Annotated in this window: 14 protein-coding genes and 1 tRNA gene; 6 read left to right on the top strand and 9 right to left on the bottom strand. The window is 56.1% G+C overall.

Annotated elements, in window-relative coordinates; all coding sequences use genetic code 11:
* Window positions 1-8: 8 nt before the first annotated feature.
* The 7 genes from IEW12_RS15275 to mutM all read right to left on the bottom strand — a co-directional run bounded on the left by IEW12_RS15275 (window position 9) and on the right by mutM (window position 9,165).
* The gene (locus IEW12_RS15275) at window positions 9-1,172 is read right to left on the bottom strand and encodes an ABC transporter permease (protein ID WP_188566960.1); all 1,164 of its coding nucleotides are present in this window, start codon (window positions 1,170-1,172) and stop codon (window positions 9-11) included.
* Window positions 1,169-1,975, bottom strand: a complete 807-nt coding sequence (locus IEW12_RS15270; RefSeq protein ID WP_188566959.1) for an ABC transporter ATP-binding protein — start codon at window positions 1,973-1,975, stop codon at window positions 1,169-1,171. Before IEW12_RS15270 ends, IEW12_RS15275 begins: the two co-directional genes overlap by 4 nt.
* On the bottom strand, window positions 1,972-3,486 hold the full coding sequence (locus IEW12_RS15265; protein ID WP_188566958.1) for an alpha/beta hydrolase: 1,515 nt from the start codon (window positions 3,484-3,486) through the stop codon (window positions 1,972-1,974). The genes IEW12_RS15270 and IEW12_RS15265 overlap by 4 nt, the downstream gene beginning before the upstream one ends.
* Window positions 3,487-3,593: 107 nt before the next feature.
* Complete coding sequence (gene mutY / locus IEW12_RS15260; RefSeq protein WP_229751140.1) at window positions 3,594-4,736, bottom strand: A/G-specific adenine glycosylase; 1,143 nt, start codon at window positions 4,734-4,736, stop codon at window positions 3,594-3,596.
* Between the two features lie 11 nt (window positions 4,737-4,747).
* Window positions 4,748-6,142 (bottom strand): class II fumarate hydratase, encoded by a 1,395-nt coding sequence (gene fumC / locus IEW12_RS15255; protein ID WP_188566956.1) that lies wholly within the window; start codon window positions 6,140-6,142, stop codon window positions 4,748-4,750.
* 218 nt (window positions 6,143-6,360) lie between these two features.
* On the bottom strand, window positions 6,361-8,298 hold the full coding sequence (locus IEW12_RS15250) for a dynamin family protein (RefSeq protein ID WP_188566955.1): 1,938 nt from the start codon (window positions 8,296-8,298) through the stop codon (window positions 6,361-6,363).
* A gap of 45 nt (window positions 8,299-8,343) precedes the next feature.
* Window positions 8,344-9,165, bottom strand: a complete 822-nt coding sequence (gene mutM, locus IEW12_RS15245) for a bifunctional DNA-formamidopyrimidine glycosylase/DNA-(apurinic or apyrimidinic site) lyase (protein WP_188566954.1) — start codon at window positions 9,163-9,165, stop codon at window positions 8,344-8,346.
* 165 nt (window positions 9,166-9,330) lie between these two features.
* On the opposite strand from mutM, the gene IEW12_RS15240 reads away from it, so the two are divergent.
* The 6 genes from IEW12_RS15240 to IEW12_RS15215 all read left to right on the top strand — a co-directional run bounded on the left by IEW12_RS15240 (window position 9,331) and on the right by IEW12_RS15215 (window position 14,768).
* Entirely contained in the window at window positions 9,331-11,160 is a 1,830-nt protein-coding gene (locus IEW12_RS15240; RefSeq protein WP_308789136.1) for a tetratricopeptide repeat protein, read from the top strand.
* A 127-nt stretch (window positions 11,161-11,287) separates the two neighbouring features.
* Complete coding sequence (lolB, locus tag IEW12_RS15235; protein WP_188566953.1) at window positions 11,288-11,938, top strand: lipoprotein insertase outer membrane protein LolB; 651 nt, start codon at window positions 11,288-11,290, stop codon at window positions 11,936-11,938.
* Window positions 11,935-12,789, top strand: coding sequence for a 4-(cytidine 5'-diphospho)-2-C-methyl-D-erythritol kinase (ispE, locus tag IEW12_RS15230; protein ID WP_188566952.1), 855 nt, complete (start codon window positions 11,935-11,937; stop codon window positions 12,787-12,789). The genes lolB and ispE overlap by 4 nt, the downstream gene beginning before the upstream one ends.
* Window positions 12,790-12,860: 71 nt before the next feature.
* Window positions 12,861-12,937, top strand: a tRNA-Gln gene (locus IEW12_RS15225).
* A gap of 146 nt (window positions 12,938-13,083) precedes the next feature.
* Window positions 13,084-14,040 carry a ribose-phosphate pyrophosphokinase gene (locus tag IEW12_RS15220; protein WP_188566951.1) on the top strand — a complete coding sequence of 319 codons (957 nt, stop codon included), beginning with the start codon at window positions 13,084-13,086 and terminating at the stop codon, window positions 14,038-14,040.
* Window positions 14,041-14,162: 122 nt separating this feature from the next.
* Window positions 14,163-14,768 carry a 50S ribosomal protein L25/general stress protein Ctc gene (locus tag IEW12_RS15215; RefSeq protein WP_188566950.1) on the top strand — a complete coding sequence of 202 codons (606 nt, stop codon included), beginning with the start codon at window positions 14,163-14,165 and terminating at the stop codon, window positions 14,766-14,768.
* Between the two features lie 106 nt (window positions 14,769-14,874).
* Here the strand turns inward: IEW12_RS15215 and IEW12_RS15210 are convergent, their stop codons facing one another.
* Together IEW12_RS15210 and IEW12_RS15205 are read right to left on the bottom strand one after the other, a co-directional pair.
* Window positions 14,875-15,783 (bottom strand): AEC family transporter, encoded by a 909-nt coding sequence (locus tag IEW12_RS15210; RefSeq protein WP_188566949.1) that lies wholly within the window; start codon window positions 15,781-15,783, stop codon window positions 14,875-14,877.
* Between the two features lie 68 nt (window positions 15,784-15,851).
* Window positions 15,852-16,331: an Lrp/AsnC family transcriptional regulator gene (locus tag IEW12_RS15205; RefSeq protein WP_188566948.1), complete on the bottom strand. Its 480-nt coding sequence runs from the start codon at window positions 16,329-16,331 to the stop codon at window positions 15,852-15,854.
* Between the last annotated feature and the right edge of the window lie 38 nt (window positions 16,332-16,369).

Here is a 16,369-nt window from a genome sequence, read left to right as displayed (position 1 = left end):
CCGGAGCGCTATCCCATCACCACCCTGCGCATTTTCCTGGCGACATAGGCCAGGCTGACCACAGTCAATCCGGTACATACCAGCAGCGCAATCGCAATCGCCGCATAGCCCACCGCCTCGCCTTTCAGCACGTGGTTCATCATGATGTTTTGCGCCAGCACAGGCGCCCACTGGAACCACGCCGGTTCGCGCCCCGGATTGAAGGTCAGCGTCAGCGGCACCATGCTGACGACCAGGCTGAGTATCTGGTTGCGCACCTGCGCCTCCTTGTAGCTCTTGCAGTTCAGGGCCACGCCTATCTGTATGGCTGCAAGGCTGGCCGCCAGCGGCAGCAGCACCATCAGGAATCCCAAAGCTTCGCTGGCGCCGAACTGAAACTCGGCGCGCAGGGTTTCATTACGTATCAGCCATTGCGATGGAAAAAAACTCAGTACGGTCAACACTACCACCGTCATGCTGACGGTTGCCACCGCGCCCCATTTTCCTATTGCCAGTTGCCAGCCGGAGACCGGGTTCATCATCAGAGGCTCCAGCGAGCCGCGCTCCCGTTCGCCCGCCGTGGTATCGATCGCCGCATACATACCGCCGATAACGATGGCCATGATCAGCATGAAGGGCAGCATGCCGGTGATAGTCACTTTACGCTCTTCGGGCCGGCTGATCTGCCTTTCCTTGATGTCCACCATCTGCAGCACTTCCGGCGAGATGCCGCGCATCATCAGCCCCAGCAGTGCGTGCTCCTGCACATAGCTGTCCAGTATCTTGCGCAAGGGCCGCAGCCCGAACTGCGCCTGCGTATTGGAGGTATCGAACACCACTTCCAGCGTCACCTTTTCGCCATGCGACAGCTTGTCTTCAAAATCGCGCGGCACCAGCAATACCGGTTGCGTCAATTCCTTGCTGTGCAATTTTTTTTCATAGTCGGCCGGTGCCGGCTGGATCAGGAAGCCTTGCCGCAGGATGTAGTTTTCCAGGCTGGGAGCATACTGGATATCAACGGCAACCACAGTCCGCTTTATCTCCTGCGACTCGACCTGCGACAGCACTTCAGAAACAATCAGCAATAGCAAAGGCACGCCAAGCAGAGAACTCAGCAATACCACCAGCAGTGTGCGCCGGTCGCGCATCGCATCTATCATCTCCTTGCGGAATATGGCCAGTATCGCCTTCATTGCACGCCCTCCGCATTCCGTTCGACCGGCGTGGAAGGGTGCAGGAAGGCCAGCTTGACAAAGGCATCCTCAAAATCTGCCTTGCCCGCCTGCTGCAGCAACTCTTCCACACTGCCGCAAGCGACATCGCGGCCCTCGGCCACGACGACGACGTGATCGCACAGGCGCTCTACCTCCTGCATGATATGGGTGGAGAAAATAATGCATTTATTACCGCCCTCCGGCGAACGCAGCCAGCGCAAAAATTCGCGCAAGTGCCGCGTTGCCACGACATCCAGGCCATTGGTAGGCTCATCCAGGATGATGTTCTTGGGATCGTGCACCAGCGCACGCGCCAGCGCCGTCTTCATGCGTTCGCCCTGGCTGAAACCATCGGTGCGCCTTTCCATCAGCTTGCCCATTTCCAGCCAGTGCGCAAGCTGCTCGGCGCGATGCTCTACCAGCGCCTTTTCCATGCCATGCAAAATACCGTAGTAATGGATGTTTTCACGCGCAGTCAGGCGCGGATACAGGCCGCGGGCATCGGACAAGATGCCCATGCGGGCCAGCGATGCCTGCTGGCCAGGGACCACCTTCACGTCATCGACAATAATTTCGCCCTTGTCCGGCGCCAGCAGCGATGCAACCATGCGCAGGCTGGTGGTCTTGCCGGCGCCGTTTGCACCCAGCAAGCCGGTGATGGAACCGTCTTTCGCGGTAAAGCTGACGCTGTCCACCGCCTTGATGGTTTCTGTCGTGCGCTTGCCGAAGCTGAAACGGCCTTCCTTGATAAATTCCTTATGCAAGCCTTCAACCTTGATCATGGCTTGCCTCCATTGCCGGTAGCTCCGGCAGAGGCAGCTGTCATCGGCAGCGGTAGCTGCCAGGCCATGGGACGCGGAATCTGGCGTACGCAAGAAGTGTCCACTTTGTTCGCCTCTTGATCATCCTTCGCGTTCAGGTAGCGGTATGCCAGCTCGCGCAGGCAGCCTCCCTGCGACATCAGGCCGTGGCCGGCATTGTTCACAGACAAATGTATGGCCAGCGGACCCAGCGCCTCGGCAACATGCGCACCGCGCGGAGTAGGCGTCACCGGATCTATGCCGCCGCTAAGCAGTAGCACCGGCACCGGGCTTTTGGGTAACGTATAGAACTCCGCCGGTACATTACCGCGCGGCCATTTTTCGCAAATTTTCTTGTACATGCCATCCATCACGCGGGAAAAATCATCTGCGGCAGGCACGTCCGGCAGCCGCGCATATTCCTCTGCACACCATACCGAGAAATGCATGCCATACGCGATGCTGCCCTGCCCCGGCAAATTGGTGGCGCCACTCAGGGCGACCAGCGGCGCGTACTTCCCTTGTTCCGCCTGGGTCAACGCATAAGGCAGGCCGGATACATTCATCGGAGCATACAGTGACTTATGCACCATGCTGACGACCAGGTCGCGCGTCATCAGTATCTGCATCTCGCTGCCGAGGCGCGGATGCTGCAGCGTCACCTGGCGCGGCAAACCCGCCAGCAATTTACTCCAGCGCTCAGCCAGCCTGGGGTAGGCAGCATTGCAGCGGGCATCTTTAACGCAATCGGCGAATACCGCATCCAGCGCCAACTGCGCGTCGCTGGAAGGAAGGCGCGCATCCGGCGGCACCACGCCATCCAGGATGACGCGCCGCACCGACTGCGGAAACTGGCGCAGATATTCCAGTCCGGCGCGCGTGCCGTAAGAGACGCCGACCAGATTGATCTTGGCATAACCCTGCGCCTGCCTGACCGCATCCAGATCCTGCATCGCTATCGTTGTCGTGAATTGCTTCAGGTCGCCGTAAGGCAAGGCTTGCAGGCGGCTCAGGCATTTCTGTGAACTCTGGAAGGCCTGTTCGGCATCAAACATGTCTGCATTGTTTTCCAGTTCCGTGCAATTCAGCGGAGCACTACGGCCGGTGCCGCGCTGATCGACGAAAACCAGATCACGGCGCCGGTTCAGGCGGCTGAAGGCAAACTGCCCCCAGCCTGCCACGCTGATCGCGCTCTGGCCCGGGCCGCCGGCCAGCAGAAAAATCGCATCCGGCAACTTGTTCCTGTCCTGGGAGGGCACTACCACGTAATTGATGTCGATTTTCCTGCCTTCGGGGTGAGCAGGGTCCAGCGGCCGCTGCACTTTCCCGCATTGCACTTCTTGGGGAAAGTCAGGAACGCGGCAAGCCTTGGTTACCGCACCTTCGGCAAGGGCTAAACCAGGGAGGGTCGCGGCAACACTCAGTACGAGTCCGGAAAAAATCTTGGCAAACAAATCTGTCTCCTGCTTGCCCCACTGCAGGGGATGGGGCATTCTTTATATACGTGGCATCTAGTTAATACTACAACATCAGCCCGGACTATAAAACCAGAAGTAGGAGCACGCTGCAAAAATAATCTTTTTGGGCGCCGCTGAAAGCTCTAGCTAGCCGACCACAGGCTGGGCGCCAGCAAGGATTGCAGTAGTTTTTTTACCGGCGCAGGCAAGGGTGCGCTGTCAATCTGCTGCGCCGGATACCAGACATGCCTGTCCTCCGCCACCTGGACATGGCGTTTCGCCAGATTGAACTGTATCGGCGTCACGTTCAGCTTGAAATGCGTGAACACGTGGGCAAACGGCGGCAGCGCTTCGATAGAGGCGACGTCACCGAATTGCTGCGCCAGCCTGGTCACCTCGGGAAAAGCATCCGCCAGTTCAGCCTCGTTATCCTCATCCATGTCACGCATGCCATCCAGCTCCGGCAGCGACAGCAAGCCACCCCAGATACCGCTATCGGGCCGCTGTTCCAGCAATACCTGGCCTTCATGCAGCACCACCAGCATCACCGCCTGCTTTTCCCTCTGCTGCTTCTTCGGCTTGCGCACCGGCAGTTCGGCGGTACGTCCAGTCGCATAGGCGACGCAGCGTTGCTGGAATGGACATCGTACGCAGGCTGGGCTGCTGCGGGTGCATAAGGTAGCCCCCAAGTCCATCAGGCCTTGCGTATAGGCTTCTATGCCCGTTTCCGGCAGCAAGGCTTCGGCCCGGAGCCAAAGCGCGTCCTCCACCGGCTTTGAACCAGGGAACCCCTCCACGCTGAACACCCGCGCAAATACGCGTTTCACATTGCCATCCAGGATGGCTGCCCGGGTACCGTAGGAAAAAGCTGCGACCGCAGCGGCGGTGGAACGTCCTATGCCCGGCAACTCCTTCAGCAAGGCCGGATCGGATGGAAAGCGGCCATCATACAAAGCCACTACCTGCTGCGCGCATTTATGCAGATTGCGGGCACGCGTGTAATAGCCCAGGCCGCTCCAGTGCGCCATTACCTGCTCGGAACTGGCCGCAGCCAGATCCTGCACCGTGGGAAAACTCTCCAGGAAACGCTGGTAATACGGAATGACCGCAGTCACCTGTGTTTGCTGCAGCATGATTTCCGACAGCCATACCTTGTAGGCATCCCTTGTCTGCTGCCACGGCAGGCTATGCCTGCCGTGCTGCTTCTGCCAGCGGATAAGCTCGCCGGAAAAACTGGGGTCGGCGTAGCTTAGTTGCGTTGTGAATTGCGATGTTAATTGCGTCAAATTACTCAAGCTCAGGAATGGGTCATGTCGATGGGGATGATCCATTGCTCATACTGCTCCGCCGTCACATAGCCGGTCGCCAGCGCTGCTTCGCGCAAGCTGGTGCCTTCCTTGTGGGCTTTCTTGGCAATGGATGCTGCCTTGTCATAGCCGATATGACGGTTCAATGCGGTGACCAGCATCAGGTTCTTGTCCAGATTTTCCTTCAGCTTGGGCAGATTGGGTTCTATGCCGACCGCACACTGATCATGGAAGGCGTTGCAGGTGTCGCCCAGCAGTTCTATGCTTTCCAGTACGTTATGCACCATGACAGGTTTATATACATTCAGCTGGAAATTACCCTGGCTGCCGGCAAAAGCGACCGCTGCATCGTTGCCGAACACCTGCACGCACACCATGGTCATTGCTTCACACTGGGTAGGATTGACCTTGCCCGGCATGATCGATGAACCCGGTTCGTTTTCCGGAATATTCAGCTCACCTATGCCGCAGCGCGGACCGCTGGCCAGCCAGCGCACGTCATTGGCGATCTTCATCATCGCACCGGCCAGCGTGCGCAGGCTGGCAGACAGATTCACCAACGCATCATGCGCAGACAGGGCAAAGAATTTATTTTGCGCGGAACGGAAAGGGTAGCCGGTGATCTGCGCGATGCAGTGTGCGGCGAGATCGCCGAAACGCGGATGCGCATTCAGGCCGGTGCCCACGGCGGTGCCGCCGATTGCCAGGTCATATACGCCCGGCAAAGCTTGCTTGACAGCGTGCAGCGCAAAATCCAGTTGCGCCACCCAGGCGCCTATCTCCTGGCCCAGCGTGATCGGCGTGGCATCCTGCAAGTGGGTGCGGCCGGTTTTTACTATGCCCTTGTACTCGGCCGATTTGGCCGCCAGCGTATTGCGCAGGCGCTCCACCGCCGGGAACAGGTGCAGGTACAGTTGCTCTACGACCGCAATATGCATCGCAGTCGGGAAGGTATCGTTGGAGGACTGGCCGCGGTTCACGTGATCATTCGGATGCACGGGTGCCTTGCTACCCATGACGCCGCCGGCAATCTCGATGGCGCGGTTGGAAATCACTTCATTCGCATTCATATTGGACTGGGTGCCGGAGCCGGTCTGGAATACTACCAGCGGGAAGTGCTGGTCCAGCTTGCCGGCGATTACTTCGTCGGCCGCCTGTATGATGCTTTTGGCGACGTCGGCCGGGAGTTCGCCCAGCTCTGCATTTGCCTGCGCCGCAGCTTTTTTCAGTATCCCCAACGCGCGTATCATGGGCGGCTGCCATTTGAAGCGTGCTATGCCGATAGGGAAATTTTGTATCGAGCGCTGTGTTTGCGCGCCCCAATAGGCATCGCTGGCTACCTCGATGGCGCCCATCGAGTCTGTTTCTGTACGGTGATTTGACATAGGGATTCCTTGTAAGAGCATATCCAACATGTAGAACCCGCGAGAACCCGCTCAACCGGAAAACACCTCATCCTTACAGAAAAAGTATTTTCAATCGCAATCGGTGGAGGATATGCAGGCTTGTGCCTATGCGAGCAGTGGGTGGTTCCATACCCCGGTTCTGTAATCATAGTGCGGGATATTCCTGGCAAGGAACATCCCGCAGTACAGATTATGCCCTATGCCGCGACTTTCAGTGCGACCAGCTGTGCCGACAGCGCAGCTTTCAACTGGTTTTCGAAGTCGGTCATGATTTTCTTCTGGGCATCAATTTCAGCCTGCATCGCTTCGAAGCTGGCGATCTTGTCTTCCAGGCTGTCGGTGGCGACATTGATGCGCTGGATGGATTGCATGCGGTTTTTCAACTGTCCCTTATGCTCGCGGATCTGTGCTTCCAGCGGAGCCATCACAACTTTTTGCCAGGCTTCCACATCCCGGTTAGCTTGCAGGAAGCTTTGCTTGACGCGCGACGCGATGGAGTCAAAAAACTTCTGCATCAGGATTACCTGCGGCGTCGTCAGCATCGTCGCCGTCGTGAATTGCTTTTGATACACCGCTTCTATCGCTGCTATTTCCTTGATGTACTTATCGAGGGAAAACGGCATCGGCGCCGACAATGCCAGACCATGTTCGGTAGAGAACTTGCGGTACATGATGGCCATCATTTCCGAGATTTCATCGGTCTTCTTGTTGGAAGTCAGCAGATTGCTTTTCAGTTGCGCGAAGAAGTGCTTGACCGCATCGCGCAAACCTATGGACAAACGGCTCTTTTCCATCGCATCCCTGGATTTGCGTATCTCTTCACGCAAAATGTCCATGCCCAGGCTGGTATATACCTCGGTGCATAAACGTGTGAACACTGCGCGAGTGCCCTGCATCTTGATCAGGCTGGCGTCGAACTCTTTCTTTTCCGCATCGATACGCTTCATCATGTGATCGATGACGTTCTTGTTCTTGCCGCGCAGGCTCTTCAATTCCATCATCTGTTCTATCACGCTGCGGCTGCGCGAAGACATGACCGCATGGTGGGCACCGGTGATCTCGCCGACGTCCTTGCTCAACTGCGAGCGGATGATGTCCTGCTTGGCGGGAATCAGTTCATGCGACAGCGCATTTTCCAGCGTCGGCAGGCGGCTCCTTGCCAGCAATTCGGCATCCTTGTTGATTTTGGCAACCAGGCCTTTTTGCGCAGAAACAGGGAAAACCTGCTTTTCATCCAGCGACAGCGTATGGGCAACGGTGCTGATCTGGTGCGCGATCTGGCTTTCTATCTCTTCCGGCGTGCGTAACTCATCCCACATGCTGTCTATCTTGTTCAGCACGACCATGCGCCCTGCACCGCCGCCGATATGGTTGCGCCAGACGTCGATGTCGCTCTTGGTGACGCCGGTATCGGCCGCCAGGATGAACAGCACTGCATGCGCGTTAGGAATCAGGTTCAGCGTCAGCTCCGGCTCGGTACCGATTGCATTCAGGCCCGGCGTATCGACGATGATCAGGCCTTCTTTCAGCAGCGGATGCGGGAAATTGACGATAGCGTGGCGCCATTGCGAAATCTCGACCATGCCGTCTTCATCCACTTCCAGCGGCGCATCAGGATCGCTTTCGTCGAACAGGCCATAGGATTTGGCTACGTCCTTGGTGACTTTCTTGGTCAGGCTGACCTGCTTGAAGGCTTCCAGCATGCCTTCGCCCGAGCCAACATTCAGCGGCAGCACAGTCCATACGTGATGCTGTCCCTTATAGTCGCTGGTGGACTGCGCTTCGGCGCGGGTTTCTATCGGCAACAGGCGTATGCATGGAGGGATGGTTTCGTCGTACAGCAATTCTGTCGGGCACATCGTGGTACGGCCGGCAGACGAAGGCAGGATGCGTTGTCCATATTCGGCAAAAAAGATCGCATTGATCAATTCCGATTTGCCACGGGAAAATTCCGCCACAAAGGCAATAGACAATTTGTCATCAACCAGCCTTTCCAGCAGACGGTTGATGCGCTGGTCGCTGGCCGCATCGGCCAAATCGGATCCACTTAACCATGAGCGATACTGCTCCAGCGCAGTCACTACCCCCCTGCGCCAGTCGCTGTACTCCTGGAATCTTTGAACCAGATTACTCATGTTGCCCCCAATCAATCTTTATATATGCGAATCTAGCATCTCGGCTCATTTTTGACAATTAACACAGTAGAATGTCGTCCTCTGACCCTGTTTAAGTTGTCTGATTGCCGCACCACACACCCTGCAGGCTTCGCCGGTACGGTCATAAACGAAATAAGTCTGCTGGAAATAGCCGGTTTGCCCGTCTACCCCAATAAAGTCTTTCAGCGTACTCCCGCCCTTTTCTATCGCCGCCGCCAGGGTTTCACGGATTGCCTGCGCTAGCAGCACGTAACGCGCCAGACTGATGCGTTTGGCCGCGGTTTTGGGATTGATGCCGGCCCGGAACAGGCTCTCGGACGCATAGATATTGCCGACCCCAACCACGATATCCCCCGCTAGCAGCACCTGCTTGATAGGCGCACTGCGCTGTCGTGTCAGTTTATACAATAATTCGGCATTAAAGCGGGATTCCAGCGGCTCTACGCCCAGCTGCCTCAGCAACAGGTGGTTTTCTACATCGCCGTCTTCATTCGAGTGCCACAAAACTGCACCAAAGCGGCGCGGATCCGTCATGCGCAAGCTCTGCTCGCCGATGACGATATCAATATGATCATGTTTTTCAGCGGGCGTCTTGCTGGGCAAGACACGCAGATGGCCGGACATGCCGAGGTGAATCAGCACCGTACCGTGGGCAAACTCCAGCAACAGGTATTTGCCGCGGCGTCCCGCGGCCACGACGCGCTGATTCAGCAGCAACTCTTTCAGGTTTTCGGGGAAAGGCCAGCGCAGGCCGTCCCGGCGCGCTATCACGTCGGTCACCACACGCCCCGTCAAATGGGGAGCCACGCCCCGGCGGGTCACTTCTACTTCTGGTAATTCGGGCATAAGTCCTATCCTAAACCGCTGGGCCGGCGCCTGGAGAGTGCGCAGCCTAACAGATATATCAGTTTAAATCCCCTACAATTTGACACACAGAAAACCAGCGCGGCATAGCACACCGCCACGGCTTAGGCGTAAAATCAGACATCATCGACAAATCAGGATTTTGTTTTGAAAAATATTTTTTCACCCATTTTAACGTCGATAGCACCAATCGCAGTATCGGCCTCGCTGATACTGAGCGGTTGCGCCGGCATGAAGCCGGTCACCGAAGTTCCAACGGACGAAGCGCATCAGGCTTCGGATGCCGCCCATGCGGCGCTTGACGCAGAAAAAACCCTGAATGGCATCAGCCCGCCATCCAGCGAGGATCAGTTGCCTGCCGTCGAGCTAACCGATGAAATTTTTTACAAGTTGCTGACTGCCGAAATCGCTTATCAGCGAGGCAATTGGCAAGCTGCTTACATCACGATACTCAGTGTCGCCCAGCAAACCCGCGATCCGCGCCTGGCGCGGCGGGCATCCGAGATAGCGCTTTCAGTCAAGCAGCCGGGCGAGGCGATGACCGCGATACGCCTGTGGCGCGAGTTGGCCCCGAGTTCCAATGAGGCGACCCAGTACTACCTCGGCTTCATGGTGATGAACAATAACCTGGCAGAAATCCAGAGGGTTTTTGCCGAGAAACTGGCGAGTGCATCGCCCAAGCAGTATGGCGTAATCATGCTGCAGGCACAGCGCCTGCTGTCCCGCGCACGCGATAAAAATGCAGCGTTTGAGGCACTGCAGGCACTGGTGGAACCCTACAAGACTACCTACGAAGCGCATCTGGCACTGGCGCAAGGATCCTATTCCCGCGGCGACAACCAGGGCGCCATCCTGGAAGCGCAGGCAGCACTGGCGCAAAAACCGGATTCGCAACTGGCGATACTAACGATTGCACAAGCATCCGGACAACAGGAAGCCGCTACCGCAATGTCTGCGTTCCTGGCCAAGAACCCGGCAGCGCGCGATGTCAGGCTGGCCTATGCCAGCATCCTGATCGACCTGAAACAACTGGACAAGGCCACTGCCGAGTTCGAGCATTTGCTGCGCGACAAACCTGACGACGTCGGCGTGATGTATACGCTGGGCGTGCTGGCGATGGAAAGCAAGCATACCAAGGTGGCGGAGAAATACTTCAACGACTACCTCGGCGTACTGGAAGCCAATCCGGCCGAAGAACGCGACCCCACACCTGCACTGATCAACCTGGCCCAGATCGCCAGCGACCGCAAGGACGACAAGGCCGCGCTGGAATGGTTGTCGAAAGTGGATTCGTATGACGGCAGGAACGCTGCCTACCTGAATGTGCAGATACGGCGTGCGCAGATCATCGCCAAATCCGGCAAGCTGGCCGAAGCCAGGCAGTTCCTGAAAGAGGTGCCGGCGACAACGGACGACGACAAGATACAACTGGTGCAAGCCGAGGCGCAATTACTGAGGGAGGCCAAGCGGCCGCAGGAAGCCGGCAAATTGCTGGAAGAAGCGATACAACGCTTCCCCAGCAATCCCGACCTGCTGTACGACTATGCAATGATTGCCGAGTCCCAGCAAAAAGTAACGGAAATGGAAGCCTCGCTGAGAAAAGTGATGGAACTGGCACCGAATAACCAGCATGCATACAATGCGCTGGGTTATGCGCTGGCAGAACGTAATATCCGCCTCGATGAAGCATTGATCTTGATAGAAAAAGCACTGCAACTGGCGCCGGATGATCCCTTCATCCTGGACAGCCTGGGCTGGGTCAAATTCCGCCTGGCAAAACCGGAAGAGGCGGAACAGGCTTTGCGCCGCGCCTACACGCTGCGCCCTGATGCAGAAATCGCCGTGCATTTGGGTGAAGTGCTATGGTCACAGGGCCAGAAAGACAATGCACGCAAATTCTGGCGCGAAGCCAGGGCCAAGGACCCCGACAACGAAGTGCTGAAAAGCACACTGCAGCGCCTGAACGCCAAACCCTGATACTGCCCGTACTGCGCAGCCGGCAATAAGTAATCGCCAGCCGCTGCGCAATTCAGCATGGATCCACACCCGACTGCGGGTCCATGCTGAAATATCCACCATCTCACCCTACCGCAGGCACCGCTCTATGCAAGCACTCCTTTTCCGCAAGCTATTGACGTATACCCTATTTGGTCTGTTATCCAGCCTGTTACTGAGCGGCTGTGCCGGCATCGCCACCCGCGATGCTGCGCAAGCCGGTGCGCAACGTGTTTATCATGAAGACATAGAACTCAGTGGCCGCCTGCTGGTGCTGTATCAGCAAAATGACAAAGAGCAGTCCCTGCCCGGCAGTTTTGAATGGAAGCAAAATAAAGACAGCACGCTGGTAACCCTGCTCTCTCCGCTCGGCCAGGTGGTTGCGACGATCACGGTGGATGCCAGCGGCGCGACCCTGGTGCAGGCCAAGCAAGCGCCTAAGCACGCACAGAACCTGGACAGCCTGATGAACGAAACGCTGGGCTGGCCTATGCCCATCACCGGCATGCGCGACTGGCTGCAAGGCTTTGTTCGCAATGCGCAAGGTGAGCGCACTGCGATCTCCACCAGCAATGATGGAAGCACCCCTGCGGACGGCTGGCAATTGCGCTATGCGAGCTGGCAAGATGATTTCTCGCTGCCTAAACGGATAGACCTGAATCGCTATACGGCGCAAGCCGGCAATGTGGCGCTGAGAATAGTATTGAACCCGGCGGCCGATTCAGCAGCGCCTGCAGCGAATGAGCAAAAGACACCATGAGCCGCTCGCTGCTGAACTGCCCCGCTCCAGCCAAACTGAACCTGTTCCTGCACGTCACCGGGCGACGCGCCGACGGCTACCATTTACTGCAAACGGCTTTCCAGTTGATCGGCCATTGCGATGCGCTGGACATCGTCAGCCGCGATGACGGCATTATCCGCCGCTGCAATGACGTTGCCGAGGTTCCCGAGGAAAGCGACCTGATCGTACGCGCTGCGCGCCTGCTGCAAAACCATACCGCATGCAAGTACGGCGCCGACCTGACATTGCACAAGCACCTGCCCATGGGCGGCGGCCTGGGCGGCGGCTCTTCCGATGCTGCCACCACGCTGATCGTGCTCAACCATCTGTGGGAAACCGGCTTGAGCCGCCAGCAACTGATGCAACTGGGCCTGCAACTGGGTGCCGACGTACCTTTCTTTATCTTCGGCACCAATGCATTTGCCGAGGGTGTCGGCGAGGTATTGCAGGCGATAGTAACGCCGGACTGCTGGTATCTGGTGATAGAACCCGGCGTGCAGGTGCCGACCCCTGTAATATTTTCAGCAAAAGAGTTGACAAGGGACACAAAACCAATCAGAATAACGGACTTTTCCAGTCATTCAAAAATGTTTGGAAAAAACGATCTGCAAACAGTCGCTACTGCAATGTTCCCGCAAGTCGATGCAGCCATCAAATGGCTCTCTACTTACGGTGATGCAAGGATGACAGGGTCTGGAGCTTGTGTATTTTGTGCGTTTCCCGATGAAGCATCGGCAGACAAAGCACTAAGGCAGGTACCGGATTGCTGGAAGTCGTGGAAAGCAAAAGCGCTGCATAAACATCCTCTGGATTATTTGCTGCAGACGTAATAAAGACTTGGTCTAGCGTTAAAATCCCGCTAAAATAGCGGCAAATTAATACGACAGACAAACGGTTGTGTAGGGGAATCGCCAAGCTGGTTAAGGCACTGGATTTTGATTCCAGCATACCAAGGTTCGAATCCTTGTTCCCCTGCCATTAAATTAAAGCCGCCGCATAGACATGTGCGGCGGCTTTTTCAGTTTTAGTGCCCCGTATTCTTGCATAATTCCTAAGCCTGCCTTGATTGCCAGGGGCATTATGCAAGTATATCCCGCCTTAACTTTTAGCCAATAGGTCCCTTCATGGCACACGCACACGATAACATGATGGTTTTTACCGGCAATGCAAATCCCGCACTTGCCATCAGCGTTGCCAAACAGCTTGGCTTATCGTTGGGTAAAGCGAATGTTTCCAAGTTTTCCGACGGCGAAGTCATGGTGGAGATCAACGAAAACGTTCGCGGTAAAGACGTTTTCGTGCTGCAGTCCACTTGCGCACCGACCAATGACCACCTGATGGAAATCATCCTGATGGTCGACGCGCTGAAACGCGCATCCGCCGGCCGCATCACTGCTGCGATTCCTTATTTCGGTTATGCCCGCCAGGACCGCCGTCCGCGCTCAGCGCGCGTTGCGATCTCGGCCAAGGTAGTCGCCAACATGCTGGAAGAAGCCGGTGTCGACCGCGTATTGATCATGGATCTGCATGCAGATCAAATCCAGGGTTTCTTCGATATCCCTGTTGATAACATCTATGCATCGCCTATCCTGCTGGGTGACCTGGTTGCCAAGAATTATGATGATCTGCTGGTAGTGTCTCCTGACGTGGGCGGTGTGGTACGTGCCCGCGCACTGGCAAAACGCCTGAACTGCGATCTGGCCATCATCGACAAACGTCGCCCTAAGGCCAACGTTTCCGAAGTGATGAATATCATCGGTGAGGTAGAAGGCCGCAATTGCGTGATCATGGATGACATGGTTGATACCGCAGGCACCTTGACCAAGGCAGCAGAAGTATTGAAAGAACGCGGCGCCAAGAAGGTATTGGCTTATTGTACTCACCCTGTATTGTCCGGCCCTGCGATAGACCGTATTTCGCAATCGCCGCTGGATGAACTGGTCGTGACCGATACAATTCCGCTGACGGAAGCAGCCAAGGCTTGCAGCAAGATCCGTCAACTGTCTTGCGACAGTCTGCTGGCAGAAACTTTCCGCCGCATTACCAAAGGCGATTCCGTCATATCGCTGTTTGCAGATTAATTTAGAACAGGTTTTTCTCGCCCTGCCGCAAGGTGGGGCATTTTGTAGTATCCCCTGGTCGCGGGGGATCAACCCGCAAGACCGGCACTTTTAACCAGGCTTGCACATATTGGAGTTTCAAAATGAAAGTTATCGCATTTGCACGCAAAGAACAGGGGACCGGAGCGAGCCGCCGCCTGCGCAATGCTGGCCAAACACCTGGCATCATCTACGGCGGCCCTGAAGCGCCTGTAGCAATCACTCTGGACCACAATGCGCTGTACCACGCGTTGAAAAAAGAAGTGTTCCACTCTTCCATTCTGGATCTGGAAGTAGACGGCAAAGTAGAAAAAGTTCTGTTGCGCGACTTCCAAGTCCACGCATACAAGCAACTGGTTTTGCACGCTGATTTCCAACGTGTTGATCCTAACAAGAAGATCCACGTTAAAGTGCCTCTGCATTTCGTTAACGCTGACGTTTCCCCAGCAGTTAAACTGAACTCTGCAGTCATCAGCCACGTTGCAGTTGAACTGGACATCTCCTGCTTGCCAGCAGATCTGCCAGAATTCGTGACAGTTGACCTGTCCAAACTGGAAGCCGGTCAATCCCTGCACGTATCTGACGTTGTATTGCCAGCAGGCGTTACTGCTGTTGCTCACGGTGACAACAACCCAACGGTTGCTATCGCTGTTGTTCCAGCAGGCGCTACTGCTGCTGAAGCTGAAGCAACTGCAGAAGAAAAGAAATAATTTTTCTTTAGCTGAAGAAAAAGCCGCCTTGATGGCGGCTTTTTTTTACCTGATTACTTTATACGGCAAGATGCATGCGACCCACGCCATGCATGCTGGCGCTAAATCAGCGCAAGCCCATCCACAAGCCTGCCGGCACAAACAGCAGCGCCGCCAGATTCCCCAGCAATACGATGGAAGCCACCTTGTCCGGCTCTTGCTGGTACTGCTCCGCCACCATGAAGCAAAACACGGCCGGCGGCAATGCGGCAAACAGATACATCTGGCCGCGCTGTGCAGCAGTCAACGGCAATATCATCTCCAGCAGCAGCGCTACCAGCAAGCCCACCACCGGACACACAATCGCCCCCACCATGCCTATGCGCCAACTGGAAAAATTAATGTCCAGCATACGTACACCCAAGGCAAACAGCATGATGGGTATGCAGGCATCGCCGGTCATTTTCAGCGCTACGAACAAGGTGTCGGGAAGGTGGATATGCAGCAGCGCAAACACCATGCCCAGCATCATGGCCAGCATCATGGGGCTGAACAGAAATTTCAATGAAGACCCCTGGTGGTCGGGATGGCCCCGCTGGATAATCTTGATGCCCAGCGTGAAATACACCAGGTTGCAAGCCATGAACAGCGCCACCGCTGCAGACAGGCCATTGGCGCCAAAGGCCAGCGCCGCCAGCGGCAGGCCCATATTGCCGCAATTGTTATACATCATTGGCGGCACAAAGCTGCGCACGTCGTAACCCAGCAGGCGGGCTACCGGCCAGGCCAGCAGGCCGGAGCCCAGCGCGATCAGCACACCGGCCAGTATCAGCCACGCATTGTGGACCACATCAAAGTCCTTGCCGGCCAGTGCAGTAAATACCAGCAAGGGGCATAGCACATCCATGCTGACCCGATTCACCGCCACCATGTCGTCTTTGACGGAAGCGCCCTTGTAGCGCGCGTACACATAACCAAGACCGATCACGATAAACACCGGCAAGATAATGGCAAGAATGCGTTCAAATATATCCAATGCGTACTTTCGATCTCAATTTGTCGAAGAAGCGCGGCAAGCCCGAGCCCAGGTCCACGTAGTAAATATCAACTGCGCCCCGATTTCAATATCGCATAATCCAGCGGCAAGGCGGTCGTGCTTTTCAATACTTCCATCACAAAGCTGGAGCTGACGTCCTGCAGATCGGCCACTTTCACCAGCTTCTTGTACACCGCGTCGTAGCCGGCGATATCAGGCACATGCACTTTCAGCAAATAATCGATATCGCCGCTCATCCTGTAGATTTCCACTATCTCAGGAATGTCGCTGGCACCGCTGATAAAGCGCTGCATCCATGCCTCGTTGTGCTGGGCCGCCTTCAAGGCCACCATCACCGTCAAGCCCAGGTTCAGCTTGAGCGGCTCGCAAATGGCGACCTGGCGCTGGATCACGCCATCTTCCTGCAGCTTTTGCACGCGGCGCCAGCAAGGCGTGACCGACAAATGCACGGCCTGCGCCAGATCGCTCAGCGCAATACTTGCATCCTTTTGCAAAATTCCCAGAATTTCCAGATCTTTTTTATCCATATAGTCGATTTTATAGAAAATTTTTCTAATTAATGCAG

It is taken from the genome of Parundibacterium terreum (assembly GCF_014636315.1).
Lineage (GTDB): Bacteria > Pseudomonadota > Gammaproteobacteria > Burkholderiales > Burkholderiaceae_D > Undibacterium > Undibacterium terreum.
This window is presented reverse-complemented; position numbering and strand designations above follow the sequence as displayed.